Below are 1704 nucleotides of genomic sequence, written 5' to 3'. Positions count from 1 at the left end.
TCGAGGGGCAGGCCCAGCGTGTCGGCGGCGATCTGGGTCAGGATCGTGTAGGTGCCGGTGCCGATGTCGCCCGTCTGGTTGCCGACTTCGAGTCGACCGTCCGCGGTGAGCACGGCCTGCGCGCCCGACTGCATCATCATCGATTCCCAGATGCCGGTCGCCATGCCCCAGCCGACGAGCTCCCGGCCCTCGCGCATGGAACGCGGCTGCGGATTGCGTCGGCTCCAGCCGAACCGCTCGGCGCCCTGGCGGAAGCAGTCCTTGAGCGCCTTGGAGCCGAACGGCTTCTCCTCGGTCGGGTCGCTGTCGGTGTAGTTCTTCAGCCGCAGCGCGATCGGGTCCTGGCCGGTGGCGTAGGCCAGCTCGTCCATCGCCGTCTCGATGGCGTAGACGCCGGTGACGGCGCCGGGCGCGCGCATGTCGCCGGGCGTCGGGGTGTCGAGCTTGGCGATGCTGTAGGTGAGCGCGACGTTGTCGCAATCGTAGAGCACGCCCGACCAGTTGACGACGACCTCCTGGTAATCCTCGTAGGACGAGGTGCCCTGCACCGCGTCGTGCTTGAGCGCGGTGAGCTTGCCCGAGCGGTCGGCGCCGAGGGAGACGGTCTGGAGCGCCTCCGAGCGGTAGGTGAAGGACCACATCTGGTCGCGGGTCAGCGTCACCCGCACCGAGCGGCCGAGGTCTTTCGCCGCCAGCATCGCCAGGAAGAGCTGGTATTGCGGGCGCAGGCCGGAGCCGAAGCCGCCGCCGAGATAGGGGTTCAGCACCCGCACCTGCTCCGGCTTCAGGCCGAAGGCGCTGGCGATGTAGTCGTGGGTGTTCGAGACGCCCTGGATCTTGTCGTACACGGTGTAGGTGCCGTCCTTCTCGACGACGACGGTGGAGGCGTGCGGCTCCATCGGGTTGTGGTGCTCGTCGGCCATCCGGTACTGGCCGTTGACGCGGATCTCGGCCGCGTCGAACGCCGTCGAGGCATCGCCCCACGGCTCCGGCGGCGGCTTGATGCCGGCCCGCTTCATCGGCGGATCGTAGGATTCCGGCGCCTGCGCCGCGAGGTCGGTGCGCGGGGCCACGACGCCGTAATCGACCCGCACCAGCGAGGCGGCGTAGCGCGCGGTCTCGAAATCCTCGGCCACGACGAGCGCCACCGGCTGGCCGGAGAAGACGATGCGGTTAGAAGCCAGCGCCTGGAACGGCGCGCCGGGGGGCGCCACCGCGTCCTGGTAATCCTCCGGGTTGTCGGAGGTGGCCGGGCGGTTCTCGTGGGTGAGCACCTTGATCACGCCGGGCACGGCCTCCGCGGCCGAGGCGTCGATGCCCCGGATGCTGCCCTTGGCGATGGCGCTCGACACCACCACGCCGTAGGCGAGGTCGGGGGCGGCGAACTCACCGGCGTACTTGGCGAGGCCGGTGACCTTGGCCGGGCCGTCGACGCGGCTGACGGCGCTGCCGACGAACCGGTCACGGCCGGCCGCCGGGCTGAACTGGACGGTCATGGGCGGCTCCTTACTGGATGCGCTTGTCGGACTGGGACTGGGGCGTTCCGGCCGCGGCCTGCTCCAGGCCGCGGACGATGGCGCGGCGCGCCAGCTCGATCTTGAAGCCGTTGGTGGATTGCGGCTTGGCCTCGCGCAGGATCAGGTCGGCGGCCGCCTTGAAGCTCTCGCGCGCCGCGGGCTTGCCCTGCAGCAGCGCCTCGGCCTC

The 1704-nt window shown here is 70.6% G+C and carries 1 protein-coding gene and 1 pseudogene; both read right to left on the bottom strand.

Going from position 1 to position 1704, the window contains the following annotated elements; translation table 11 throughout:
• On the bottom strand, positions 1-1496 hold a 1496-nt coding region (locus MFF42_RS18240), incomplete at its 3' end, for a xanthine dehydrogenase family protein molybdopterin-binding subunit (protein WP_238257013.1).
• 10 nt (positions 1497-1506) lie between these two features.
• A pseudogene (locus tag MFF42_RS18235) lies at positions 1507-1704 on the bottom strand (FAD binding domain-containing protein); the annotation flags it as partial.

Origin of the sequence: Methylorubrum podarium (genome assembly GCF_022179745.1) — a bacterium.
GTDB classification, from domain to species: Bacteria; Pseudomonadota; Alphaproteobacteria; order Rhizobiales; family Beijerinckiaceae; genus Methylobacterium; species Methylobacterium podarium.
The sequence above is the reverse complement of the archived record's forward strand: the minus strand, read 5'-3'. Positions and strand labels throughout refer to the sequence as shown.